A 24,593-nucleotide genomic window follows, 5' to 3' on the forward strand; every position below is an offset into this window, starting at 1 on the left:
AGTGGAGAGCCGCATGGTTCCCGTAATCGCCCTGGTGGGTCGACCGAACGTCGGCAAGTCCACCTTGTTCAACCGCCTGACCAGGACTCGCGACGCCATCGTCGGTGACTTGTCCGGTCTGACCCGTGACCGCCAATACGGTGAGGCCAAGTGGCAAGGGCGTTCCTACATTCTGGTCGACACCGGTGGTATCTCCGGTGACGAGCACGGTATGGACGAAAAAATGGCCGAGCAGTCGCTGCTGGCCATTGAAGAAGCGGATGTCGTTCTGTTCCTGGTAGATGCCAAGGCCGGTTTTACCGCCGCCGACCAGATGATCGCCGAGCATTTGCGCAAACGTAACAAACGTTCTTACGTGGTTGCCAACAAGGTCGACAACATCGACCCGGAAATGGCCCGCGCTGAATTCGCCCCGTTGGGCATGGGTCACGCGATCCCGATCGCCGGCGCCCACGGTCGCGGCATCACCCAGATGCTCGAAATCGCCCTGAGCACCTTCCCGAAAGACGAAGAAGAGCCAGAAGACGGCGAAGAAGAGATCGTTGCCGAAGGCGAGGAAGCCAAGCGCATTCCTGGCCCAAGCGAAAAAGACGGGATCAAGATCGCCATCATCGGCCGTCCGAACGTCGGCAAGTCGACGCTGGTCAACCGCATGCTTGGTGAAGACCGGGTAATCGTTTATGACGAGCCCGGCACCACCCGCGACAGTATCTACATCCCGTTCGAGCGTAACGACGAGAAGTACACGCTGATCGACACCGCTGGGGTGCGCAAGCGCGGCAAGATCCACGAAGAAGTTGAAAAGTTCTCCGTGGTCAAAACCCTGCAAGCGATCAAAGACGCCAACGTGGTGATCTTTGTGATGGACGCTCGCGAAGGCGTGGTGGACCACGATCTCAACCTGCTGGGCTTTGCCCTTGAAGCGGGTCGTGCGTTGGTTATCGCGATCAACAAGTGGGACGGCATGACGCCGGGTGAACGCGACTTCGTGAAGGTCGAGCTGCAACGTCGATTGTTCTTCGTCGACTTCGCCGACATCCACTTCATCTCGGCCCTGCACGGCACAGGCGTGGGCAACCTCTACGCCTCTGTTCAAAACTCGTTCAAGTCCGCGGTCACTCGCTGGCCGACCAACCGCCTGACCACCATTCTGGAAGATGCGGTGGGTGAGCACGCGCCGCCGATGGTCAACAACCGCCGGATCAAGCTGCGTTACGCCCACTTGGGTGGTGCGAACCCGCCGATCATCGTGATTCACGGTAACCAGATCGAGAAGGTGCCGAAGTCTTACGTGCGTTACCTGGAAAACACCTATCGTCGTGTCTTGAAGCTGGTCGGTACGCCGATCCGCATCGAGTTCAAGGGCGGCGAGAACCCGTACGAAGGCAACAAGAACTCGCTCACCGACCGCCAGGTCAACAAGAAGCGTCGGATGATGTCGCACCACAAGAAGGCCGACAAGAAGCGCCGCGACAAGCGCTGATTCAAGCGTTCGGCGTCATGCTTTCGTAGGAGCTGCCGCAGGCTGCGATCTTTTGATTTTGTTTTAGAGAGAAAATCAAAAGATCGCAGCCTGCGGCAGCTCCTACAGGGCTCGGTTAATAGGAAGGGTGCTCGTGAGAGCACCCTTTTTTTATGGGCGCCGTATGGGCTATTCTCGGGCTCTCCCGCGCCGCCGTTAGAGCCGGGTGCAGAGCAGGGAATGACCGATGATCACCAGTAAGTTGCCGAATGTCGGCATCACTATCTTCACTCAGATGTCGCAGCTCGCGGCGCAAACCGGCGCGCTCAACCTGTCCCAGGGCTTTCCCGATTTCGACGCCCCGCAGGCCCTGTGCGATGCGGTCGGTCGGCACGTTGCCCAGGGTCACAACCAGTATTCGCCGATGACCGGTCTTCCGGCACTGCGTCAGCAAGTGGCGGCAAAGATTGCCCGCAGCTACGGCGTCAAAGTCGATGCCGACAACGAAGTGACCATCACGCCCGGCGCCACCCAGGCAATCTTCTGTGCGATTCACTCAGTGATCCGCAGTGGCGACGAAGTGATCGTGTTTGATCCGTGCTACGACAGCTACGAACCGGCGACAGAATTGGCCGGCGGTCGCTGCGTGCATGTGCAGCTCGGCCTGGGCGATTTCTCCATCGATTTCCAGAAACTGGCAGATGCCATTACGCCGCGCACGCGGATGATTGTATTGAATGCACCGCACAACCCGAGTGGTGCGCTGATCAGCCGTTCCGAGCTGGATCAGTTGGCGGATTTGATTCGTGGTCGCGATATCTACATCGTCAGCGACGAAGTCTACGAACACTTGGTGTTCGACGGTGTGCCTCACGTCAGCGTACTGAATCACCAAGAGTTGTATCAACGTGCTTTCGTGGTCAGCTCGTTCGGCAAGACCTACCACGTTACCGGCTGGAAAACCGGCTACGTGGTTGCGCCACCAGCGCTCACAGTCGAACTGCGCAAGGTCCACCAATACGTCAGTTTCTGCGGCGTGACGCCGTTGCAATATGCTTTGGCCGATTTCATGGCCGAACATCCGGAACATGTGGAAGAGCTGCCGGCGTTCTATCAGGCCAAGCGCGACCTGTTTTGCGATTTGCTGGCGCCCTCGCGTTTCAGCTTCACACGCGTGAGCGGCACCTACTTCCAGCTGGTCGATTACTCGCAGATCCGCCCTGACCTCAACGATGTCGAGATGGCCCTGTGGATGACCCGCGAGCACGGCGTGGCGAGCATTCCCATCTCGGTGTTTTACCAGACACCGCCCGAAGGCCAGCGCCTGGTGCGCCTGTGTTTCGCCAAACGCGAGGAGACCCTGCGTGAAGCAGCGGAAAAACTATGCGTGATCTGAGTGCATTGCCCGATCTGAATATCGCGCTGATCCAGACCACGCTGGCGTGGCACGACCGTCAGGCCAACCTCGAGCATTTCGAGCAATTGCTGGAGCAGTCTCGTGGCGCTGACCTGATTATTCTGCCGGAGATGTTCACCACAGGTTTCTCCATGGAATCCGAGACCCTCGCCGAGCCGGTAAACGGTCCGACCAGTAAATGGTTGCGGATTCAGGCGGCGAAGCTGGACGCTGTGATCACAGGCAGCGTCATCGTCCAGGCCGCCGACGGCAGCCATCGCAACCGCCTGTTGTGGGCGCGACCGGACGGTGAGGTCTGGCATTACGACAAGCGTCATCTGTTCCGCATGGCCGGTGAGCACAACCACTACACACCCGGCGAGCGCCAGGTGCAGTTCGAGCTCAAGGGCTGGCGAGTTCGGCCGCTGATTTGCTACGACCTGCGTTTCCCGGTGTGGAGCCGCGATGCCCAGGACACCGATCTGTTGCTGTACACCGCCAACTGGCCGGGCGCACGGCGTCAGCACTGGAACCGGTTGCTGCCGGCGCGGGCGATCGAGAACCTCTGCTATGTGGCGGCGGTGAATCGTATCGGGACTGACGGAAAGGGTTTTGCCTACACCGGTGACAGTCAGGTGCTGGATTTCCAGGGTGAAACCCTGCTCAGTGCAGGCGAGGCGGATGGAGTGTTCAAGGTTGTTCTGGATGCGGCGGAACTGGCGGCGTATCGCACGCGGTTTCCGGCGAATCTGGATGCCGATACCTTCGAGTTCACCTGATAGGTGGGTGATCATGAAAAGATCGCAGCCTGCGGCAGCTCCTACAAGGATCGCATTCCTATGTAGGAGCTGGCGAAGTCTGCGATCTTTTGATCTTCAAGCGGAGCCAACAAAAAGGCCCCGAGGTTCTCACCTCGGGGCCTTTTGCATTGCAGCGAAGGCTTACGCCGCTTTCGCTTCCGGCTGGCTCAGGGAGCGGTTCAGCGCGCTGAACAGGGCCTTGAAGCTGGCGGTGGTGATGTTTTCATCGATGCCGACGCCGTGCACCGCACGTTCACCGTTCACCCGCAGTTCAATGTAGGCCGCAGCCTTGGCATTGGTACCCGCGCCGATGGCGTGTTCGTTGTAGTCCATGATTTCAACCGGGACTGGCAAACCGGCCACCAACGCTTCCAGGGCACCGTTGCCCTTGCCGCGCCAGTGCAGGTTGGTTTCGCCTTGGCCCTGGCCGGAGACTTCCACTTCCACGGCGCTGTGGCCGTTTTCTTCCTGCAGGCGATGGCTGACCAGCGCATACGGGGTGTTGGCTTGCAGGTACTCGCTGTGAAGCAGCGCGTGGATCTGTTGGGCGGTCATTTCCAGGCCCAGGCGGTCGGTTTCACGTTGCACGACCTGGCTGAACTCGATCTGCATGCGGCGCGGCAAGTTGATGCCGTATTCCTGTTCCAGCAGGTAAGCGATGCCGCCCTTGCCCGATTGGCTGTTGACGCGGATCACCGCCTCGTAGCTGCGACCGATGTCAGCCGGGTCGATCGGCAAGTACGGGACTTCCCACAGCGCGTCCGGTTTCTGCTGGGCGAAACCCTTGCGGATGGCGTCCTGGTGGGAGCCGGAGAACGCGGTGTGAACCAGGTCGCCGACGTACGGGTGACGTGGGTGCACCTGGATCTGGTTGCATTCCTCGACGACCTTGCGCACGCCATCGATGTCGGAGAAATCCAGTTCAGGATGAACGCCCTGGGTGTAGAGGTTCAACGCTACGGTCACCAGATCGACGTTGCCCGTACGCTCGCCATTACCGAACAGGCAGCCTTCGACGCGATCCGCGCCAGCCATCAGGCCCAGTTCAGTGGCGGCGACGCCGGTGCCACGGTCATTGTGGGTGTGCAGGCTGATGATCACGCTGTCACGACGGTTGATGTGACGGCCGAACCATTCGATCTGGTCCGCATAGATGTTCGGCGTGGCGCATTCAACGGTCGCTGGCAGGTTGAGGATCATCTTGTGCTCAGGCGTCGGGTTCCAGACCTCGATCACCGCGTCGCAGACTTCCTTGGCGAAATCCAGTTCGGTGGCGCTGAAGGTTTCCGGCGAATATTCGAAGGTCCACTCGGTGTCCGGCTGCTGGGCGGCGTATTTGACGAACAGCTTGGCCGCGCTCACGGCGATTTCCTTGATCCCGTCCTTGTCCTGGTTGAAGACAATGCGGCGGAAGGAAGGGGAGGTGGCGTTGTACAGGTGAACGATGGCTTTTTTCGCCCCGCGCAGGGATTCGAAGGTGCGTTGGATCAAATCTTCACGGCCCTGGGTCAGGACCTGAATGGTGGTGTCGTCCGGGATGTGCTTGCCTTCGATCAGCGTGCGCACAAAGTCGAAGTCGGTTTGCGAGGCGGCCGGGAAGGACGCTTCGATTTCTTTCACGCCCACCGCCACCAGGGTTTTCCAGAAACGCAACTTCTTGACCGCGTCCATTGGCTCGATCAGCGATTGGTTACCATCACGCAAGTCCGAGCTGCACCAGATCGGTGCGGCAGTGATGGTCTTCGATGGCCAGGTGCGATCCGGAATGTCGATGGTCGGGAACGCGCGGTATTTCGAAGACGGGTCTTTGAGCATGCTCATCGGGAAATCCTTATTGTGAGGGCCGAAAAAAGGCGGCCTGCCGGTGGATCAAATGTTCTTGGGGAAAAGCGTGGGGCGAGGCATCGCAATTCAGCCCGGCAGTCGTGCACTGACGAGGCACAGGCTGCGGTGCTGGCGAAGCTGAATGAGGGTGTGAGAGGTTTTCATGCCTTCAACCCTAACCGCGAGGGGGAAGGATGGCAAGCAGTCGAAAAAAATTGAGAGGAATACCCGAAAACCAAGATTAATCGAGATTTTATTGCTCTAACTGTTAGCGATCGTTTTGATGTTTGCGCGAGGTTTGAGCGATGCGCAATCGAAGGTTTTGAGATTCAAGGCCTGTTGGTGCAGCTATTCTTAAAGCCTTACGGACTACTGGCAGGCAGGAGTCGGCAATGAACGAGTCGGATTGGAAACGTTACAGCGCGTTGCGTCCCTTGGCTCATGAGCGGATGTGTATCCGGATCATGGAGGAGGTCGAGCGCACGGTGCTGGATAAAAGCCTGGCGCCTTATGAGCGGATAGAGGCCAGCGAAGAGTTGCTCAAGGCTGGACAAAAGGAGCTGTACTGGGCGTTTGGCGTGTTCAGGTTCTCACGGCATGAGGCCCGTTCGCACTTGCTTGGGCTGTGTGCCCGGGAGTTGATCATGCCTGAAGAGTTGACTGGTTTCTCGCAGGACACCCAAACCTGGATCAAAGAGTGCCTGGCACACCGGGAAGTCCATGGCATTGAAGACCTTGAGGCAGAGTGAGGCCTTTTAAAGATCGCAGCCTTCGGCAGCTCCTACACCGACCGAGCACGTACGCATAACCTGTAGGAGCTGCCGCAGGCTGCGATCTTTTGATCTTATTCAGGGCTGAAACGCCCCGATAAAAATCGCCGGATCCACCCGCGCATCGTTCAGGCTGATGTTCCAATGCATATGCGGCCCGGTCGCACGCCCTGTCGAGCCGACTTTACCCACCACCCCACCCCGCGCCAACTGCTGCCCCACCTTCACGTCAATCTTCGACATATGGCAAAACATGCTGATAAAGCCCTGCCCATGGTCGACAAACACCGTATTGCCGTTGAAGAAATAGTTACCGATCAGAATCACCTTGCCCGCCGCCGGGGTCTTGATCGGCGTTCCGGCAGGCACGGCGAAGTCCAGGCCGGCGTGAGGGTTGCGCTCTTCACCGTTAAAGAACCGACGTACGCCGAACTTGCTCGACAGTGGCCCGTTGACCGGTTTGTCCAGCAGCAGGTTGCTCGGGGTATTCGGGCTGAAGCTGCGATAAGCCTGGATCTGCTCGGCCAGTTCACCCTCGATGCGCTTGAGGTTTTCCGGGTTCGGATTGACCTGCTGGGTATTCTTCAGAGTGATGCGCTGCTCCGGGTATTTCTTGTTGCCAACGGTAAAATTCAAATTACGGCCACCGCTGTTGACTTGTTGAGTGCCCGGTTTCACCGTCAACGGCACGCCGACAATGGCCAGCCAACTGTTCTGCTCCTTCACCACCAACACCGGTCTGCCTTGATAACTGGCCTTAGGCGCCTGGGATGAGGTGCCGAGATCCACGACCGCCACACCACCCGGCACCGGTTTGTTCAACAAGCGAGTGATGTAGCTGTCGGCGTGGGCATTGAAGGTCAGGCAGAGCAACAGCAACGGAGCGAGAAAGCGCGGCATGGATCAATCCAGTAAAGAAAGGGTGACAGGCGTCAGGTGATTGTCTTCGACCCGCACTTGCAGTTCGCCTTCACCTAACTTGGCTTTCAGGCGTTGACCGTTGTGGGTTTGCGCGGCGTTGCGGATCGCGTTGCCGCGCTCGTCCAGCAGAATGCTGTAGCCACGGGCCAGGGTCGCCAGCGGGCTGACCACTTGCAGCGTTTGCACCTGGCTTTGCAGTTGCAGGCGACGCCCCTTGAGCCCTTCGCGCATGGCACGGGGCAGGCGCTCGGCGAGACTGTCGAGGCGTTGACGGAGCATCGCCAGTTGCCGGCCCGGATGCTGTCCGGCGAGGCGGGTTTCCAGGCGGATCAGCCGTTCGCGACGGGTATTGAGGTTGCGTTCGAAAGCGCGGCGCATGCGCATGTCCAGATCATCCAGGCGTTGTGCTTGCTGGCGCAGGCGTTCACCAGGATGGCGCAGACGGCGAGATATGCCTTCCAGGCGCAGTCGATCGCGCATCAAGCGGTCACGCATGCGCATCACCAGCCGCCGATGCAGGCTTTCGACCCGACGCACCAGATCGCTGGAGTCCGGCGCGAGCAGTTCGGCAGCGGCGGAAGGTGTGGGGGCGCGAACGTCGGCGACGAAGTCACTGATCGAGACGTCGGTTTCATGGCCGACGGCGCTGACAATCGGCGTCACGCAGGCATCCACCGCACGGGCCACGGCTTCTTCGTTGAAGCACCAGAGGTCTTCCAGCGAGCCGCCGCCACGGGCCAGAATCAGCGCATCGAACCCTCGGGCATCCGCCAGTTTCAATGCGCGGACAATCTGTGCGGTGGCTTCGCGGCCTTGTACGGCCGTGGGGATCAGCGTCAGCTGCACTTGGGGTGCACGGCGCCGAAACACGCTGATGATGTCGCGAATCACCGCGCCCGTGGGCGAACTGATAATGCCGATACGTTGCGGATGCGCCGGCAGCGGCACTTTGCGTTCGGCGCTGAACAAACCTTCGGCGCTGAGTTTTTCTTTCAGGGCATCGAAGGCCAGGCGCAGCGCACCATCACCGGCGGGTTCGACGGTGTCGAGAATCAGCTGATAATCGCCACGGCCCTCGAACAGCGAAACCTTGCCGCGAACCTTGACCGCCAGGCCGTCCTTCAGCGCCTGGCGAACCCGCGCGGCGTTTTGCCGGAACAGTGCGCAACGCACCTGCGCGCCGCTGTCCTTGAGGGTGAAATACACGTGGCCGGACGCCGGGCGGGCGAGGTTGGAGATTTCGCCTTCGACCCAGATGTTGCTGAACACGTCTTCGAGCAACACCCGCGCGCGGCCGTTGAGCTGGCTGACAGTCAGGACTTCACGGTCCAGGCCGAGTCTTGCAAAGGGATCTTTAATCATGGGGCGCAGTTTAAAGGCAATCTCCCGGGGAATGCACGATCACTGTAGGAGCTGCCGCAGGCTGCGATCTTTTGAACTTGATTTTTAAGATCAAAAGATCGCAGCCTGCGGCAGCTCCTACAATGATCACGGGTGTTAAGGAAAGATGTTGTAGCACCGTCGTGCGCTTGAGCCTGTTTGCTGTCGCGGGTGTATATGCCGAGCTACCCTTATTGGTGTTTGTTGCCCGCCATGGTGCTGGCCAGCGGGATTGCCTTGGTCGGGCGTTATTTGAGCACTTGACCGGATTTTGTCAGCTATTAAGCTGCCGGCCGTCCTGACGCCTTCGCGGGCGCGCCACAGAAACATCCATTTAACGCAGTAGGCTGCACCATGAACTCCCAAAGCATCATCGTCCCGAAAATCTCCACACTGCCGGTGCACGAACCCCGGGCGCGGGCGGTCGTGCGCTGGCTGGTGCGCAAGAACATCATCAAGGAAGAGCTCACCACCTGCGGCCGCACCGGCAACCGCATGGGGCATGCGCTCGCCGACGGTGCCCGCGCCGTGGTCTTGCACCCGGAAGCCCTGCCGTTTGGCGAGCCGGTCAATGGCCTGGAAATCGTCACCAAACGCTGCATCTACACGCCAGCCAAGGGCTTCCTCGAAGAAGCGGGCTGTGCCGAGTGCCGCAAGGAAGTCGGAGAGGCGTTGTTCGAAAGCCTGGAAGAGTGGATGCCGGGGCGCACCGATAACTTCACCTGCCCGGAATGCGGGCATGAAGATGACATCAATGGCTTTCTCTTCCTGCAGGAATGCGGCTTTTCTAACCTGGGCTTCATTTTCAACAACTGGGCCGAGGCCGGATTCAAACAGAGCTTCATCGACGAATTCGCCGATTGGCTGGACCAACCCGTCAGTTGGGTCAAAGTCGAACTCTGAACACGGACTCTGTGTAGGAGCTGCCGCAGGCTGCGATCTTTTGATCTTGATTTTTGGCGTTTCTGAATGTGTTGAAGATCAAAAGATCGCAGCCTTCGGCAGCTCCTACAAAAAGCAGTAAATCCGTACCGCGATCCCCGTATATCAGTAAGGCTAATAATAGACAGAGTTTTACATTGAACCCGAGGGGGTGTCTGACTATAATGGCGCGCTTCCATTTTCCCGCTCGGGAGCCCCCGCGATGCTGCGTATCAGCCAAGAAGCTCTGACATTCGACGACATTCTCCTAGTGCCCGGTTATTCCGAGGTACTTCCTAACGAAGTCAGTCTCAAGACCCGCCTAACCCGTGGCATCGAGCTGAATATTCCTCTGGTTTCTGCCGCCATGGACACCGTTACTGAAGCCCGTCTGGCAATCGCCATGGCTCAGGAAGGTGGCATCGGCATCATCCACAAGAACATGACCATCGAGCAGCAAGCTGCCGAAGTGCGCAAGGTCAAGAAGTTCGAAGCCGGCGTCGTCAAGGATCCGATCACCATCGAGGCTGACGCCACGGTCCGTGATTTGTTTGAACTGACCCGCATGCACAACATCTCCGGCGTTCCGGTACTGCACGATGGCGACCTGGTCGGCATCGTCACTTCCCGTGACGTGCGCTTCGAAACCCGTCTGGAAGCCACCGTACGTGAAGTGATGACGCCTAAAGAGCGTCTGGTCACCGTCCGTGAAGGCGCCAACAAGAACGAAGTCCGCGAGTTGCTGCACAAGCACCGCCTGGAAAAAGTCCTGATCGTCGACGACAAGTTTGCCCTCAAAGGCATGATGACCGTCAAAGACATCGAAAAAGCCAAGGCTTACCCACTCGCCAGCAAGGATGATCAGGCCCGCCTGCGCGTCGGCGCTGCAGTCGGTACTGGCAAGGACACCGGCGAACGTGTTGCGGCACTGGTTGCTGCCGGCGTTGACGTGGTGGTGGTCGACACCGCTCACGGTCACTCCAAAGGCGTGATCGACCGTGTTCGCTGGGTCAAACAGAATTTCCCTGACGTGCAGGTCATCGGCGGCAACATTGCCACCGGCGCTGCTGCCAAGGCACTGGTTGAAGCCGGTGCTGACGCCGTCAAGGTCGGTATCGGCCCAGGCTCGATCTGCACCACCCGCATCGTCGCCGGTGTCGGCGTCCCGCAAATCAGTGCCATCGCCAACGTCGCCGCTGCCCTTGAAGGCACTGGCGTTCCGTTGATCGCCGATGGCGGCATCCGTTTCTCCGGTGACCTATCCAAGGCCATCGTTGCCGGTGCTTCCTGCGTGATGATGGGCTCGATGTTCGCCGGTACTGAAGAAGCGCCAGGCGAGATCGAACTGTTCCAGGGTCGTTCGTACAAGGCTTACCGCGGCATGGGTTCGCTGGGCGCCATGTCCCAGGCTCAAGGTTCTTCCGACCGTTACTTCCAGGACTCCTCCGCGGGTGCCGAGAAGCTGGTTCCGGAAGGCATCGAAGGGCGTGTTCCTTACAAGGGCTCCCTGAGCGCCATCATCCATCAACTGATGGGCGGCCTGCGTTCCTCGATGGGTTACACCGGCAGTGCCGACATCGAAGAAATGCGCACCAAGCCTGAGTTCGTGCGGATCACCGGCGCTGGCATGGCCGAGTCCCACGTCCACGACGTGCAGATCACCAAAGAAGCGCCAAACTATCGGGTCGGCTGACGCCGACAGCTATAAGCCACAAGCTAAGAGCTGCAAGCGGTACTGCGTTTACGCAGCTACCGCGTAGCTTCCGACTACTTGCAGCTTGCAGCTTGAAGCTTGCAACTGCTTTTTGAGTTTTTTCCCATGGCCCTCGACATTCACGCCCACCGCATCCTGATCCTCGACTTCGGTTCCCAGTACACCCAGCTGATTGCCCGCCGCGTGCGTGAAATCGGTGTGTACTGCGAACTGCATCCGTTCGACATGGACGACGAAGCAATTCGCGAATTCGCTCCAAAAGGCGTCATTCTCGCCGGCGGCCCAGAGTCCGTGCACGTAGCCGACAGCCCGCGCTGCCCGCAAGCAGTCTTCGACCTGGGCGTACCGGTCTTCGGTATCTGCTACGGCATGCAGACCATGGCTGAACAGCTGGGTGGCAAGGTTGAAGGTTCCGAGCTGCGTGAGTTCGGTTACGCCCGTGTCGACGTTGTCGGCAAGAGCCGCCTGCTCGATGGGATCGAAGACCACATCGACGCCGACGGCCTATTCGGCCTCGACGTATGGATGAGTCACGGTGACAAAGTCACCAGGATGCCGCAGGAATTCCACATCCTGGCCAGCACCCCGAGCTGCCCGATCGCCGGCATGTTCGACGACGCTCGTGGCTACTACGGCGTGCAGTTCCACCCGGAAGTGACCCACACCAAGCAGGGCGGTCGCATCCTCTCGCGTTTCATCCTCGATATCTGCGGCTGCGAAGCCTTGTGGACGCCTTCGAAAATCGCTGAAGACGCCATCGCCAACATTCGCGCCCAAGTCGGTACCGACAACGTGCTGCTCGGCCTGTCCGGCGGCGTTGACTCCTCGGTGGTTGCCGCGCTGCTGCACAAAGCCATCGGCGACCAACTGACCTGCGTCTTCGTCGACAACGGCCTGCTGCGTCTGCACGAAGGCGAGCAAGTGATGGCCATGTTCGCCGAGAACATGGGCGTCAAGGTGATCCGCGCCAACGCCGAAGATCAGTTCCTGAACAACCTGGCCGGCGAATCCGACCCGGAGAAGAAGCGCAAAATTATCGGTCGTACCTTCATCGACGTATTCGATGCCCAGTCCAACAAACTGGACAACATCAAGTACCTCGCCCAGGGCACCATCTACCCGGACGTGATCGAGTCGGCTGGCGCGAAAAGCGGCAAGGCTCACGTGATCAAGTCGCACCACAACGTGGGCGGCCTGCCGGAAGAAATGAACCTCAAGCTGGTTGAACCGCTGCGTGAGCTGTTCAAGGACGAAGTCCGTCGTCTGGGCCTGGAACTCGGCCTGCCGTACGACATGGTCTACCGTCACCCGTTCCCGGGCCCGGGCCTGGGCGTGCGGATCCTCGGTGAAGTGAAGAAGGAATACGCCGACCTGCTGCGTCGCGCCGACCACATCTTCATCGAAGAACTGCGCAAGGCCGACTGGTATCACAAAGTCAGCCAGGCGTTCGTGGTGTTCCAGCCTGTGAAATCGGTTGGCGTTGTAGGCGATGGCCGTCGTTACGCCTGGGTCGTGGCCCTGCGTGCCGTGGAAACCATCGACTTCATGACCGCGCGTTGGGCTCACCTGCCTTACGAACTGCTGGAAACCGTCAGCGGCCGCATCATCAATGAAATCGAAGGCATCTCCCGCGTCACCTACGACGTGTCGAGCAAGCCGCCAGCGACAATCGAGTGGGAATGATCACGATCTGACTGATCGTCCGTAACACCTGAAAGGCCCCGTGAACGCGAGTTCACGGGGCCTTTTTGTATATCAGGACTCCGGAGTCCGGACGGATCTCAGGCCACTCAGGCGTAACGCCGTCGAGAACTCCGTCAAGTCGGGGTAGCGGCGCCCACTGATGGAGGGCCAACTGGCTCGTTCTATGTAGTACCCACCCCGGTCGCGCAAAATTGGTGTGCGCACGAGGGAGCCATCTCTACTGCGATGAAAGAGCGTCGGCCTGTCATTGATATTCATCACGGTGCAGTCGCCAGCGCGGCGCAGCGCCTTTTCCAGTGATTCGGCTATAGCAACGCTCTGGGGCGTATCCAGTTGCAGGCGCAAATCGCTTTTGACCATTGCCAACGGACGACCGAAATGGTCGGTTGGAATACGTCCGGGATCCACTTCGACACCGCGCGCCGTGCCCGCCGGAGTGCTTTCAATGCGCAAACCGATGCCTCCTTCCAGCTCACTGAGGCCGGGTACACCTTCCCAGGTGTTAGTGTGACTGTCGCCTACCAGCGCGATCCAGCGATGAGCGCCGCGAGTGACCTGATCGGTGCGAATCACCTCATGCGCAAAAAAACTCATCATCTTCTGGCGAAAATTCTTCTCTACCCCTTTCATGCCTGTACTTTGGTAGCTTGCCAGGCAATCGATGGCCTGGACCCGGATATGATTTTTGCGCGCAGCCTTGACCACTTCCAGAAACGTGTATTGGCCACTGGGGTCGGTGCTGTGGCCTCGATCAAGATTTTTCAAGTAGTTTTCGAGGCTCTCCGAAAGCTCACCGGTCCGGTTGAAGATGTCCAGGTCAGCCTGATGGAAGTCTGTCAGGAGGTGTTCAAAGTAAAGGGTTTTAACCTTTTGCTTGCTCAGCACCTCCATGTTTTCGAGCAGGAACTGTTTGCTGCCGATGCTTGAGTGGTTCTCGCCGATGACCAGTCCCATTGCGATGCGAAACAGTTTTTTGATCAGGTCCTTTTTTGGCAAGCCCACCGGCAGAGGCGGGATCTCGGGTCTGGCTGGCAAGGGGGACGATTCGAAGAAAGTGGTGGCATCCCGGTACAGGGTTTTCCTCATGGTCTTGAAGTCGCCCACGGGGTCGCTGCCGTCAGGGTTGAGGGTGCCGCTCGCGTAGGAGTCATTGAGCTGATACTTGGACCCGCTGCCCTGAGCGATCTCGTTAAGGTCCTTACGCAAGGCCTGCGGCATATCGTAAGCGGTGGGCGGGCTTTCAACGTCCGGCAAGGGCTCGCTGGCCTGACCCCATGGCCATAACCCATCGAATTTCCCTCCGCCATAGAGACCTGGGCGGTTGATGGGTTGCCACTCGCCCTCGGCGTCGAGGCGTATCGGCAGGTTGCGATAGAACGAGTGAGGGTTGGCCGGGTCGACGATGGCCCAGGTGTCCAGCTCCTTGATGTAACGCACCAGGTAATAGCTGTCGTTGATCTGCACATAGTTGCCGCCTGTAGGCGGTTGGTAGATAGCCTTGAACTTGCCCTCTTCGGCGACGGGCAACAAACCATCGAGAATTTCATTGGTTTCGAAGGATGACAGCAGTTCGAGGCCTTGCTCTGCGTAAGCGGGACCCGGGGCGAGTCGGGCAATGAGCGGGATAGCCGATGCTTCATCGAGTGGCGGCTCGGCAGGGTCTGCTTGAAGCTCGAAGGTTTCGCTGGCCTCACCCACCTCGGCAACCTCTGCTGCGCCGCGCAGGAAAAGCAGGTTGAAAAGGGTCTCGATGGCGCTGCCGATGGCGCCAGCCACCCCGGCCCTGCGATCGGCCTTGGTGCTGCCGTTAATCGCCTGGTCGATGTTCAAACCCATGTCGGCAATACCTGCGCCGACCGCGGCCAATGCCACGGGCCAGCCGAGTGCGGCCATGGAACCGAAGACATGGACAAGGGCATTCAGATAACCGATCCACATCTTTTCTCGCAGCTCGCCATTGGAATGCAGGGACAGGTCCGCATCGCTGTGCATGCGTGCTTTTACCGAGTCCCGTAGCCAGCTGAAAGGGTCGCCCGAGATCGGCTCGGCTTTCTGGTTGATCAGATGGTGATCGCTGGTTCCCCACGTGGAGTAGAGCAGGTCGATCATGGCATTCAGACCGATGTTACCGTCATCCTGTTGCTGTGCAGCCAGCGGGAAGTGGGCCATGAAGCGCGCCCGATTTTCCGCGTGGTTGTTTTGCATCAGTAGCCACCAGTGCAGATCGGACGCCGTGGCAAAGATGTGAAAGCAGTTGGTTTCACCGGGCGTGTAAAGGATTTGCACGCCGTTGCGGTCGGTGATGCAGAGAATGTCAGTGGCCTGGTAGCCGCCAATGTCCAGGGCGCAGACACGCAACCCGTCAATGGTTGGCGCTTGCGACTGCAACATGCCCAGGCTGATTGGCCACCTGACATTGCTTGCGACCGCTTTGATCAGCGTCTTGAGGTTTTCGTTGTTCAGTCGAGCACCGTCGTGCTCGTCCAGCGCCTTGGCCAGGAAGTTCAGTTTGGCGAGGGTACGGAAATCCTCCGAGTGGAGCGTCCAGAACCGCTCCATCTTGTCCCGATAGCGTTCGCTGAAATTGATGGCCCAGAGGTCTCTCAAGACCTCGCTGGGGTACATCTTCACTTCGTTGGTTTCGTTGAAAATGGCGGCGTTGGGGCCCTCATTGTAGAAACCACCGTCGCCATCGAGCAGGTCGGCATTGTCCTGGTCATGGGGGCGGAAACGCTTTGCCACCAATTGCGCCAGGGTCAGGGACTCGGACGGCGTGGGGTAGTGTTCCCAGCCCAGGAGGGTTTTGGTGCTGCTGACCGAGGTGTTGTTGAAACGGTGCCACCAGACCTTGTCCGGCTCGGTACCTTTGACCCCGTGCTGGTCGAGGATGCCCTGGGCGGCTTCGTGGGCCATGGCATGCAGATCGGGGCAGGCTTCGGTAAAGGGCAGAACCAGCGCCTTGAGAGACTGCTCGTCGGCCCGGCTGGGAAAGAGGGATGGGGCAATTGATTCGGGTGTGTTCACTTCTCGCTCCTTGAGAACTGTGGATGGCATCGGAGGATGAACCATCCACTCAAGGACTGTGCACTACATAGTTATGCCCAAAAGCGCTTCGATGCGGTGTAGGGTCAGCGACGGGCCACATCCGAAAAGTAGAACTTGTCCAGGGTATGCCGCGATTCGGTGTATTCGAACTGGCGGCCGTCCTGTAGGAAAGTCTGGTTGCTGACCACAATCACATGGCTCTGGTCGTCGAGGTCCAGGTGTTGCTGGTCGTCCTTGCTCCTGGGCACCGCTTCAATGGTGCGCTGGGCGTAGGCGATTTGCAGTTGCAGGGTCCGTTCGATGAAGGCGTAGATCGAATGCTCGGCGATGTCGCGGGACAGGCCGGGAATCACATCGCTGACAAAATGGTTGATGTCGAGGATCACCCGTTTTCCGTCGATCCGTCGCACTCGCTTGATCCGCGTAATCAGGCTGCCTTCTTGAGCCTGGATGTGTTCGGTCAACGGACCTTCGAGGGGGATCTGAGTGAACTCGACCACATCGGTACTGACGTCGTTGCCCAGGCGCGGGTAAGTCTCCTGAAAGCTGACGATGCCGCCGAGCTGGAATTCAATCGGGTTGGTTGACAGCACAAAGGTGCCTTTGCCGTGGATTTTCTGGGCGAAACCGCGCTCCTGAAGTTGCTCGATAGCCTTGCGCACCGTACCGCGACTGGCTTGATAGCTGTCCATCAGCTCCGTTTCGGAGGGCAGTCGGGCGCCGCGTTCCAGACGTTCGGTGGTGATGCTCGCAAGCAGATCGCTGTAGATCTGGTTGTATTTACTCATGGGGATGGCTCTGTGCTGCGCTGCGCTCAAGGTTTCGAACCTTAAGGGCAGGGTAGGAGTTTGTCCATGCGGCTTTGGATTTCATGCACCTCGGAGGTAGGAATTTTCATTGTGTGTCGTCATTAGATTAAACAAATTCAAACTCGTCTGTACGAGTTGTTGATTTAACTCGTACAGACGAGTACTTTTCACGTCGGCGTGCTGCCAATAACAAAAAACCACAGCGGAAGAACAAGCATGAGCCACGACTATCCGAATATTGCCACTGAGCTGCTGCAAAGCCTCGGTGGCAGCGACAACCTCGAGCAGGCCGCGCACTGTGTTACCCGGCTGCGCCTGGCCCTCAAAGAACCAAGCCTGGTCAACAGCGCCACGCTGAACCAGATCGACCTGGTCAAAGGCTCGTTTTTCACCGGGGGATTGTTCCAGGTGGTCATTGGCCCCGGTGAAGTGGAAAAGGTCTACGCCGAATTGCGTCGTCAAACGGGTCTCGCCGCCTCGACCATCGCCGACGTTAAACAGAAAAGCGCCGACAAGATTAACGCCCTGCAGCGGCTGGTACGGGTCTTTTCCGATGTGTTCATGCCGATCCTGCCGGCGCTGATCATTGCTGGCCTGCTGATGGGCATCAACAACCTGATTGGCGCCAAGGGGATGTTCATCGAGGGCCAGACCCTGTTGGACGCCTACCCCAAGCTTGATGGGCTCTGGAGCCTGGTCAACCTGATGGCCAACACTTCGTTTGTGTTCCTGCCGGCGCTGGTGGGCTGGTCGGCGGCCAAGCGGTTTGGCGGCAGCGAAATCCTCGGCATCGTGCTCGGCCTGATGCTGGTTCACCCCGATCTGCTCAACGCCTGGAACTACGGCAAGGCAGTGGCCGGGCTGGATGGCCAAAGCCTGCCGTACTTCGACATCCTCGGACTATTCCAGATCGAGAAAGTCGGTTATCAGGGGCAGATTCTGCCGATCCTGATGGCGGCCTACGTGATGAGCGTCATCGAGAAATGGCTGCGGGCACGGGTACCTAACGCGATTCAATTGTTGGTGGTGCCGATCACCACCATCGTTGTCACCGGCGTGCTCGCGCTGGCCGTCATCGGTCCGGTAACCCGGCATCTGGGGATACTCATCACCGAAGGCGTGGTCATGCTGTTCGACCTCGCACCGATGGTCGGCGGGGCGATTTTCGGTCTGCTGTATGCGCCTCTGGTGATCACCGGCATGCATCACATGTTCCTGGCGGTAGACCTGCAACTGATCTCCACCCAGGGTGGCACGTTCATCTGGCCGATGATCGTCATGTCTAACCTCGCCCAGGGCAGCGCGGCACTGGCGGTGTTCTACATGACCCGCAACGTGCGGGACAAAAGCATGGCTTCGACCTCGGCGATTTCCGCTTACTTCGGCATTACCGAACCGGCCATGTTCGGGGTCAACCTGCGCTACAAGTTTCCGTTCTATTCGGCGCTGATCGGCTCGGCGCTGGGCTGCATCTTCCTGTCGCTGAACAAGGTCCAGGCCTCGGCGATCGGTGTCGGCGGCTTGCCCGGATTTATCTCGATTATTCCGCAGTTCATTCCGATGTTTGTGATCGGGATGGTCATCGCCATGGTTGTGCCGTTTGTGCTGACCTGCGGGTTGAGCATGAAGATTGTCCGGCCAGGGTATCGCGTCGCCTGACAGATCCGTTCGCTGTAGGAGCTGCCGCAGGGCTGCGATCTTTTGATCTTGATCTTCTCCAGGATCGCCAAAAATCAAGGTCAAAAGATCGCAGCCTGCGGCAGCTCCTACAGGGTTCGAACCAATTTCAAGAAGGAATCCGTCATGCAAGACTGGCAACGTTCGGTGATCTACCAGATCTACCCGAAGAGTTTTCATAGTCACGCCGGCAACCCCACGGGTGATTTGCTCGGTGTCGTGGCCAAGCTCGATTACCTGCAGTGGCTGGGCGTCGATTGCCTGTGGATCACACCATTCCTGCGTTCACCCCAGCGCGACAACGGGTATGACATCAGCGACTACTACGCCATCGACCCGAGTTACGGAACCATGGCCGATTGCGAGTTGCTGATCGCCGAGGCCGGCAAACGCGGGATCAAGCTGATGCTCGATATCGTGGTCAACCACACCTCTATCGAGCACACCTGGTTCCAGCAGGCCCGCAGCAGCCTCGACAACCCGTATCGCGACTTCTACATTTGGCGCGACCAGCCGAACAACTGGGAATCCAAGTTCGGTGGTTCGGCCTGGGAATATGAAGCACAGACCGGCCAGTATTACCTGCACTTGTTCGACCACACCCAGGCCGACCTGAACTGGGACAACCCCAAGGTGCGCGCCGAAGTCTTCAAGATGATGCGTTTCTGGCGCGACAAGGGTGTCGGTGGTTTCCGACTGGATGTGATCAACCTGATCTCGAAACCGGCGGATTTCCCCGAGGACAACAGCGACGGTCGCCGCTTCTATACCGACGGCCCGAACGTCCACGAATACCTGCAGCAAATGCACCGCGAAGTCTTTGAAGGCCATGACCTGATCAATGTCGGCGAGATGTCGTCCACCCGTCTTGATCACTGCATTCGCTACTCGCGGCCAGAGTCGAAAGAACTGTCGATGACCTTCAACTTTCATCACTTGAAGGTCGATTACCCAAACCTGCAGAAGTGGATTCGCGCCGATTTCGACTTCCTCGAACTCAAGCGCATCCTCTCCGACTGGCAGACCGGCATGCAGGCAGGCGGTGGCTGGAATGCATTGTTCTGGTGTAACCACGACCAACCGCGAGTGGTCTCGCGATTCGGCAACGACGGCGAACATCGGGTGGTCTCGGCGAAGATGCTCGGCACCGCGCTGCACTTCCTCCAGGGCACGCCGTTCGTGTACCAGGGTGAGGAACTGGGCATGACCAATCCAGGCTTCGATCACATCGATCAGTACCGCGATGTCGAGACGCTGAACATCTTCCGGCTCAAGCGCGAAGCCGGTGCGAGTGACGCCGACAACATGGCGGCGATCATGCAGAAGTCCCGGGACAACGGCCGCACGCCGATGCACTGGAACGCCGAGCCGAACGCAGGATTCAGCGCGGCAGAACCCTGGATTGGCGTGCCGGCAAACGCGGCGCAGATCAACGTCGTCACCCAGCTCGACGACCCGGACTCCGTGCTGCACCACTACCGTCGGTTGATCGCCCTGCGTCGCAGTGAAGCGCTGATGTCCGACGGGGTTTACCGACAGTTGTTGCCTGAACACATGCAAATATGGGCGTACGTGCGTGAAGGTAATGGCGAACGATTGCTGGTGCTGAACAACTTCTATGACAGGCCGTGCGAAGTGCGGGTGCCGGATGAAGTGATCAGTGAAACCATGGCCCAGCGTCTGGTGATCAGCAACTACCCAGACTGTCCGTTACGAGATCGGCAGGTCGTGTTGCGGCCTTATGAGTCGTTCGTTCTGCACCTGACCGACCACTAGAAAACACCAAATTTAAAAACACGCAGAACGCTGCGCGGGGGAGTTTTGCGCGCCGAATTTGCCAAACAACACAATAAAAACAATGGGGTGGTTCTTGAAAACAACAATAAATCGCAGCCTTGCCGCCGCGTGCCTGTGCCTGGCGTTGCCACTTTCGGCGCAGGCCCTGGAGTTCGTTGGTTACTTGCGCAGCGGTGTCGGTACCTCGGTCAACAGCAGCGGCCAGTCATGTTTCCAATTGCAGGGGGCGCAGACGAAATATCGGTTGGGCAACGAATGCGAGCAGTATGGGGAACTGGAACTTCGTCAGGATTTGTACACGCTGGACGACGGTTCGGTATTCAGCGTCGATGGCATGGCCTCGTTGTATAACCAGTACGACCGGAGCCTGACGTTCAAGGGCGACAACGGTTCGGTGCGCCTGCCGCAGCTATATGCGCAATGGTCGAAAATGCCCAGCCTCAACGGCGGTTCGCTGTGGGCCGGGCGGCGTTACTACAAACGGAACGATATCCACATTTCCGACTTCTACTACTGGAACCAGAGCGCCACTGGTGGCGGTATCGAGGACGTGCTGGTCGGCGATTTGAAATACAGCTACGCCTTTTCGCGCAAGGACAACCTGTACCAGAAGGACTACATCAATCGCCACGATTTCAACGTCGCCGGCTTCAATACCAACCCCGGCGGTGAGCTGGAGTTCGGGCTGAGTTACATCGACAAACCCGACAGCCGCGACGCGCACCGTGGCTGGTCGATCACCACCCAGCATGTGCAGAAAGGCTTTCTGGGCGGCAAGAACAAACTGGCCTTCCAGTACGGTGAAGGCCCCGGTACCGGGTTGGGCTATACCGGTAACGTCAAGCTGAATGACAGCAACAAAAGCTATCGGGTGGTGGAGTTCTTCGACTGGCAGGTGACGCCGCGGTTCGGCGGGCAAGTCGAGGCGGTGTACCAGAAAGACATTCGTTCGGACGGCGGCGATCAGAACTGGATGTCCCTGGGGGTTCGTCCGGCCTACGCCATCACCGAGCAGTTCAAACTGGTGACCGAACTGGGGCACGACCAGGTCGAAGCCACGGGCGGCACGCGCAAACTGAGCAAGTTCACCTTCGCCCCGACCTGGTCGCCCACGGGCCCGGAATTCTGGGCTCGCCCCGAGGTGCGGTTGTATTACACCTACGCTAGCTGGAACAAGGCGGCCAAACGGGCGGCCAATCAATTGGCGGCGGGTTCGGCATTGTCCGATACCGGTGCTTTCGGCACGGCGCGGCAGGGTGCGAACGTCGGATTACAGGTCGAGTACTGGTGGAAGTAGGACCAAACACTGTAGGAGCTGCCGCAGGCTGCGATCTTTTGGCGCCTCCAAGGACGCTTAAGATCAAAAGATCGCAGGCTGCGCCAGCTCCTACAGGTTCCGCGAGATTTCAAAAGCGTCTTTTAAAAGAACAAAACAGTAGGTGACGTCATGGCCACACCCCAACAACTGCAACTGCACGCGCCCCTGTCCGGCGTATTGATGCCACTGGACCATGTGCCGGATCCGGTGTTTTCCAGCCGGGTGATCGGTGATGGTCTGTGCATCGATCCGACTTCCAATACCTTGTGCGCACCGCTGGCCGGGATTGTCAGCAATGTGCAGGCCAGCGGGCATGCGGTGAGCATCACCGGCGAAAACGGCGTGCAGGTGCTGATGCACATTGGCCTCGACACCGTGAACCTCTCGGGAGAGGGGTTTACGCGGTTGGTGGAGGAAGGGCAGCAGGTTGACGTCGGGCAGTCGCTGATCGAGTTCGATGCCGATTTTGTCGCGATGAATGCCCGTAGCTTGCTGACGTTGATGCTGGTGGTCAGCGGTGAGCCGATCACCTGGCTGACAGCGCAAACAGGTGTAGTGGACAGTGGCCAGCCGCTGCTGAGCTTGAAGGTTGTCGAGCAGACAATCGATCAGCCAGTGTCGCAGGAGGCTGAAGCGTTGTTCTCCAGACCGGTGACACTCGCCAACACGAACGGATTGCACGCCCGCCCTGCAGCGGTGTTCGCCCAGGCAGCGAAAGGTTTTTCGGCGGACATTTACCTGCATAAACAGCAGGAAATCGCGAACGCCAAATCCCTGGTGGCGCTCATGACGTTGCAGACGGCGCACGGTGACGTTGTGCAAATCAGTGCGACCGGTCCGGATGCAGAATCCGCGATCGACACGTTGGCCGAGTTGCTGGTGACAGGGTGCGGTGAAGCGGTGGCTTCCTCAACACAGAATGCGATTGAGACCTCATCGCTGACGGTGTTGCGTGGGGTTTGCGCCTCGCCCGGATCGGCGTTTGGCCAAGTGGTGCAAATCGCCGAACACAGCCTGGAAGTGAATGAGTCCGGAGCCACGCCGCAAGCTGAGCGTGATCAATTGTCTCGCGGCTTGGCGAAGGCGATGGCGGCCCTGCAGCAATTGCGCGACAACGCCATTGGCAGTACGCAGGCGGACATTTTCAAGGCTCACCAGGAACTGCTTGAAGACCCGGCCTTGCTGGAGGTGGCCGATGGACTGATCAACGACGGTAAGAGTGCCGCGTTCGCATGGCGCGCGGCCACCGATTCTACGGCGTCCTTGTTCAAAAGCCTGGGCAACGCCTTGCTGGCCGAACGGGCGGCGGACCTGGCGGATGTCGGCCAGCGGGTGCTCAAACAGATCCTTGGTGTGCAGGATCAAGCCATGGAGTTGCCTGAAGGGGCCATCCTGATCGCCGATCAACTGACACCCTCCCAGACCGCTGGGCTCGACACTCGCAAGGTGCTGGGTTTCGCCACGGTCGGCGGTGGCGCTACCAGCCACGTTGCGATTCTCGCCCGGGCCTTCGGTTTGCCGGCGATCTGCGGATTGCCCGTGCACGTGCTGTCGCTGGCCAATGGCACTCAGGTTTTACTCGATGCGGACAAGGGTGAGCTGCATCTGGACCCGGATCTCGCGGCCATCGAACAGTTGCAAGCCAACCGTCAGCAGCAACAGAAACGCCAACAACATGAGCTGGCACACGCAACACTGGTCGCCTGTACCCGCGACGGTCACCACGTCGAAGTGACGGCCAATGTCGCCTCGCTGAGCGAAACCGAGCAAGCGATGACCCTGGGCGGTGAAGGGGTCGGCCTGTTGCGTTCGGAGTTTCTCTATCTGGATCGCAACCACGCGCCGAGTCATGAGGAGCAGGCGTCCACATACGGCGCCATCGCCCGTGTCCTGGGGCCGTCGCGCAGTCTGGTGGTGCGCACCCTTGATGTCGGGGGGGACAAACCGCTGGCCTACGTGCCGATGGACAGCGAAACCAACCCGTTCCTCGGCATGCGTGGCATTCGTTTGTGCCTGGAGCGCCCGCAGCTGTTGCGCGATCAGTTCAAGGCAATCCTGAGCAGTGCCGGGCTGGCTCGCCTGCACATCATGCTGCCGATGGTCGCGCAGCTGTCGGAGTTGCGTCAGGCCCGGCAACTGCTTGAGGAAGAAGCGCAGGCATTGGGGCTTATTGAACTGCCGAAACTGGGGATCATGATTGAAGTGCCGGCAGCGGCGTTGATGGCGGACTTGTTTGCGCCAGAGGTGGACTTCTTCTCGATCGGTACCAACGACCTGACGCAATACACCCTGGCGATGGACCGCGATCACCCGCGCCTGGCCAGTCAGGCGGACAGTTTTCATCCGTCAGTGCTGCGCTTGATTGCCAGTACCGTGAAGGCCGCCCATGCCCATGGAAAATGGGTCGGCGTGTGTGGCGCCATGGCGTCCGAGACGCTGGCGGTGCCGCTGTTGCTGGGGCTTGGGGTGGATGAACTGTCGGTCAGTGTGCCGTTGATTCCGGCGATCAAAGCGGCGGTCCGTGAAGTGGACCTGGTGGATTGCCAGGCCATTGCCCAACAGGTGCTGGGCCTGGAAAGCGCCGGGCAGGTGCGTGAGGCCCTGCGCCTGTATCACGAGGCGACGGTCGATACTTCACTGGTTCTGGAGAACTGAACATGTTCGAGAAAATGCAGCAGGTGTTCTGGAAAGCATTGACCCCGGATCTGATCGCGGATGAGCCGAAGGCGGTTTCCGGGTTGGCGGCGAATGTCGTGGCGGCGTTGGGCGGTGTGGATAACCTCAAGTCGCAACAGCCTGTGGCGCTGACTCGGGTGCGGGTGGAGTTGCGTGATGTGGGGCGGATGGATCGGCAGGGGTTGAATGCTGCGGGGGTGTCGGGGGTGATGACGTTGGACGACGGGGTTGTTCACCTTTTATTAGGGCTGGGGAGGTAAGCACCCCCTTAAAAGATCGCAGCCTTCGGCAGCTCCTACATTGGATTGTTGTGCACCTGTAGGAGCTGCCGAAGGCTGCGATCTTTTAATCGGCGTCACCACGCACTGTGACCAGTCGC

17 protein-coding genes and 1 pseudogene are annotated in these 24,593 nt (G+C 59.1%); 13 read left to right on the plus strand and 5 right to left on the minus strand.

All coding sequences use genetic code 11. The features are described 5' to 3' along the window. Positions 1-13 precede the first annotated feature (13 nt). The 3 genes from der to ACA052_RS05075 all read left to right on the plus strand — a co-directional run bounded on the left by der (position 14) and on the right by ACA052_RS05075 (position 3,637). The gene (gene der / locus ACA052_RS05065; protein ID WP_201193729.1) at positions 14-1,483 is read left to right on the plus strand and encodes a ribosome biogenesis GTPase Der; all 1,470 of its coding nucleotides are present in this window, start codon (positions 14-16) and stop codon (positions 1,481-1,483) included. 226 nt (positions 1,484-1,709) lie between these two features. Continuing rightward, entirely contained in the window at positions 1,710-2,858 is a 1,149-nt protein-coding gene (locus tag ACA052_RS05070) for a pyridoxal phosphate-dependent aminotransferase (protein ID WP_497648669.1), read from the plus strand. Then, positions 2,846-3,637, plus strand: a complete 792-nt coding sequence (locus ACA052_RS05075; protein ID WP_497648670.1) for an amidohydrolase — start codon at positions 2,846-2,848, stop codon at positions 3,635-3,637. Before ACA052_RS05070 ends, ACA052_RS05075 begins: the two co-directional genes overlap by 13 nt. A 162-nt stretch (positions 3,638-3,799) precedes the next feature. On the opposite strand, the gene leuA is transcribed toward ACA052_RS05075, so the two are convergent. Beyond that, positions 3,800-5,479, minus strand: coding sequence for a 2-isopropylmalate synthase (gene leuA, locus ACA052_RS05080; RefSeq protein ID WP_497648671.1), 1,680 nt, complete (start codon positions 5,477-5,479; stop codon positions 3,800-3,802). A gap of 395 nt (positions 5,480-5,874) precedes the next feature. Here leuA and ACA052_RS05085 point away from each other — a divergent pair, with 395 nt between their 5' ends. Then, positions 5,875-6,231, plus strand: a complete 357-nt coding sequence (locus ACA052_RS05085) for a hypothetical protein (protein ID WP_497648672.1) — start codon at positions 5,875-5,877, stop codon at positions 6,229-6,231. 99 nt (positions 6,232-6,330) lie between these two features. On the opposite strand, the gene ACA052_RS05090 is transcribed toward ACA052_RS05085, so the two are convergent. Both ACA052_RS05090 and xseA read right to left on the minus strand, forming a co-directional pair. Next, positions 6,331-7,152 (minus strand): peptidoglycan DD-metalloendopeptidase family protein, encoded by an 822-nt coding sequence (locus tag ACA052_RS05090; RefSeq protein WP_497648673.1) that lies wholly within the window; start codon positions 7,150-7,152, stop codon positions 6,331-6,333. A 3-nt stretch (positions 7,153-7,155) separates the two neighbouring features. Beyond that, positions 7,156-8,535 (minus strand): exodeoxyribonuclease VII large subunit, encoded by a 1,380-nt coding sequence (gene xseA / locus ACA052_RS05095; RefSeq protein ID WP_497648674.1) that lies wholly within the window; start codon positions 8,533-8,535, stop codon positions 7,156-7,158. Between the two features lie 149 nt (positions 8,536-8,684). On the opposite strand from xseA, the pseudogene ACA052_RS05100 reads away from it, so the two are divergent. From ACA052_RS05100 to guaA, 4 genes and pseudogenes are all read left to right on the plus strand, one after another. Then, a pseudogene (locus ACA052_RS05100) lies at positions 8,685-8,817 on the plus strand (sulfite exporter TauE/SafE family protein); the annotation flags it as partial. Between the two features lie 90 nt (positions 8,818-8,907). Further along, positions 8,908-9,456, plus strand: coding sequence for a sugar ABC transporter ATPase (locus ACA052_RS05105; RefSeq protein ID WP_497648675.1), 549 nt, complete (start codon positions 8,908-8,910; stop codon positions 9,454-9,456). A gap of 241 nt (positions 9,457-9,697) precedes the next feature. Continuing rightward, positions 9,698-11,167: an IMP dehydrogenase gene (guaB, locus tag ACA052_RS05110; protein ID WP_497648676.1), complete on the plus strand. Its 1,470-nt coding sequence runs from the start codon at positions 9,698-9,700 to the stop codon at positions 11,165-11,167. Positions 11,168-11,293: 126 nt separating this feature from the next. Further along, positions 11,294-12,871 (plus strand): glutamine-hydrolyzing GMP synthase, encoded by a 1,578-nt coding sequence (gene guaA, locus ACA052_RS05115; RefSeq protein ID WP_150633823.1) that lies wholly within the window; start codon positions 11,294-11,296, stop codon positions 12,869-12,871. Positions 12,872-12,943: 72 nt separating this feature from the next. On the opposite strand, the gene ACA052_RS05120 is transcribed toward guaA, so the two are convergent. Both ACA052_RS05120 and treR read right to left on the minus strand, forming a co-directional pair. Then, a complete protein-coding gene (locus ACA052_RS05120; RefSeq protein ID WP_497648677.1) occupies positions 12,944-15,916 on the minus strand; it encodes a membrane-targeted effector domain-containing toxin in 2,973 nt (990 codons plus the stop codon). Positions 15,917-16,020: 104 nt separating this feature from the next. After that, positions 16,021-16,725: a trehalose operon repressor gene (treR, locus tag ACA052_RS05125; protein ID WP_497648678.1), complete on the minus strand. Its 705-nt coding sequence runs from the start codon at positions 16,723-16,725 to the stop codon at positions 16,021-16,023. Positions 16,726-16,962: 237 nt separating this feature from the next. On the opposite strand from treR, the gene treP reads away from it, so the two are divergent. The 5 genes from treP (at position 16,963) to ACA052_RS05150 (ending at position 24,474) form a co-directional block, all read left to right on the plus strand. Next, complete coding sequence (treP, locus tag ACA052_RS05130; protein ID WP_497648679.1) at positions 16,963-18,405, plus strand: PTS system trehalose-specific EIIBC component; 1,443 nt, start codon at positions 16,963-16,965, stop codon at positions 18,403-18,405. 144 nt (positions 18,406-18,549) lie between these two features. Next, entirely contained in the window at positions 18,550-20,199 is a 1,650-nt protein-coding gene (gene treC, locus ACA052_RS05135) for an alpha,alpha-phosphotrehalase (protein ID WP_497648680.1), read from the plus strand. A gap of 94 nt (positions 20,200-20,293) precedes the next feature. Continuing rightward, the gene (locus ACA052_RS05140) at positions 20,294-21,517 is read left to right on the plus strand and encodes a maltoporin (RefSeq protein ID WP_497648681.1); all 1,224 of its coding nucleotides are present in this window, start codon (positions 20,294-20,296) and stop codon (positions 21,515-21,517) included. 150 nt (positions 21,518-21,667) lie between these two features. Then, positions 21,668-24,193: a phosphoenolpyruvate--protein phosphotransferase gene (gene ptsP / locus ACA052_RS05145; protein WP_497648682.1), complete on the plus strand. Its 2,526-nt coding sequence runs from the start codon at positions 21,668-21,670 to the stop codon at positions 24,191-24,193. A gap of 2 nt (positions 24,194-24,195) precedes the next feature. After that, entirely contained in the window at positions 24,196-24,474 is a 279-nt protein-coding gene (locus ACA052_RS05150; protein WP_497648683.1) for a PTS sugar transporter subunit IIB, read from the plus strand. Positions 24,475-24,593 lie beyond the last annotated feature (119 nt).

It is taken from the genome of Pseudomonas sp. LBUM1644 (assembly GCF_059716195.1).

Excerpts from the sequence above, each read along its gene's own strand:
- ACA052_RS05085 (WP_497648672.1), top strand. The coding sequence starts at position 5,875 with ATGAACGAGTCGGATTGGAAACGTTACAGCGCGTTGCGTCCCTTGGCT.
- der (WP_201193729.1), top strand. The coding sequence starts at position 14 with ATGGTTCCCGTAATCGCCCTGGTGGGTCGACCGAACGTCGGCAAGTCC.
- guaA (WP_150633823.1), top strand. The coding sequence starts at position 11,294 with ATGGCCCTCGACATTCACGCCCACCGCATCCTGATCCTCGACTTCGGT.
- treR (WP_497648678.1), bottom strand. The coding sequence starts at position 16,725 with ATGAGTAAATACAACCAGATCTACAGCGATCTGCTTGCGAGCATCACC.
- leuA (WP_497648671.1), bottom strand. The coding sequence starts at position 5,479 with ATGAGCATGCTCAAAGACCCGTCTTCGAAATACCGCGCGTTCCCGACC.
- ACA052_RS05150 (WP_497648683.1), top strand. The coding sequence starts at position 24,196 with ATGTTCGAGAAAATGCAGCAGGTGTTCTGGAAAGCATTGACCCCGGAT.
- xseA (WP_497648674.1), bottom strand. The coding sequence starts at position 8,535 with ATGATTAAAGATCCCTTTGCAAGACTCGGCCTGGACCGTGAAGTCCTG.
- ACA052_RS05070 (WP_497648669.1), top strand. The coding sequence starts at position 1,710 with ATGATCACCAGTAAGTTGCCGAATGTCGGCATCACTATCTTCACTCAG.
- ptsP (WP_497648682.1), top strand. The coding sequence starts at position 21,668 with ATGGCCACACCCCAACAACTGCAACTGCACGCGCCCCTGTCCGGCGTA.
- treC (WP_497648680.1), top strand. The coding sequence starts at position 18,550 with ATGCAAGACTGGCAACGTTCGGTGATCTACCAGATCTACCCGAAGAGT.
- treP (WP_497648679.1), top strand. The coding sequence starts at position 16,963 with ATGAGCCACGACTATCCGAATATTGCCACTGAGCTGCTGCAAAGCCTC.
- ACA052_RS05105 (WP_497648675.1), top strand. The coding sequence starts at position 8,908 with ATGAACTCCCAAAGCATCATCGTCCCGAAAATCTCCACACTGCCGGTG.
- guaB (WP_497648676.1), top strand. The coding sequence starts at position 9,698 with ATGCTGCGTATCAGCCAAGAAGCTCTGACATTCGACGACATTCTCCTA.
- ACA052_RS05090 (WP_497648673.1), bottom strand. The coding sequence starts at position 7,152 with ATGCCGCGCTTTCTCGCTCCGTTGCTGTTGCTCTGCCTGACCTTCAAT.
- ACA052_RS05075 (WP_497648670.1), top strand. The coding sequence starts at position 2,846 with ATGCGTGATCTGAGTGCATTGCCCGATCTGAATATCGCGCTGATCCAG.